1 protein-coding gene is annotated in these 683 nt (G+C 42.6%); it reads left to right on the top strand.

Going from position 1 to position 683, the window contains the following annotated elements:
* Window positions 1-683: cadherin repeat domain-containing protein (locus JXQ92_RS19190; protein WP_421988268.1), on the top strand; the 683-nt coding region annotated here is incomplete at both ends.

The raw sequence follows: 683 nt of genomic DNA, 5'->3' as shown, positions 1-683 counted from the left end.
GTTTCGACAATAACGAGAAAAGAAGCAGACCAGTTGAATACTGCCACAACTACAGCAAACTTCAGAGTAACCTTCTCAGAATCAGTGAGCGGAGTAGATGCTACCGACTTTGAAGTGGCACTGTCTGGAACAACAGGAGCCATAAACACTGTAACAGCCGTAGATGATAAAACTTACGATGTAAACGTGAATGGAATCTCAGGAGAAGGTACAGTGGGTATCAATGTAAAAGATGATGACAGTATCCTTGATGATGCAGGTAATGCTTTAGGCGGAACAGGCGTAGATAACGGAGATTTCACAACAGGTCAAGTCTATGCTACTAATGCATTGCCAACCGACATTACGCTATCAGGAAGTATATCTGAGAACAATGCCATTGGCGATGTGGCTCGGGTTTTATCAAGTGTAGATGCTGATGCGGATGATAGTCATACTTACGCCCTAGTATCAGGTACAGGAGATACAGACAATGCAAGCTTTAGTATAGTTGGGAATGAGTTAAAAGCCGGTGTTACCTTCGACTTCGAGACAAAAGATAGCTATACCGTAAGAGTGAAAACTGATGATGGGTTTGGAGGAAGCTTTGAGAAAGCACTCACCATTAGTATAGACAATGTGCTCGAACCATCGGTATTCATAGTTCAAGACCTAACCACCTTTGATATTTCAGCACTAGGTCT

The organism is Roseivirga sp., from assembly GCF_049099775.1.
GTDB lineage: Bacteria > Bacteroidota > Bacteroidia > Cytophagales > Cyclobacteriaceae > Roseivirga.
This window is presented reverse-complemented; position numbering and strand designations above follow the sequence as displayed.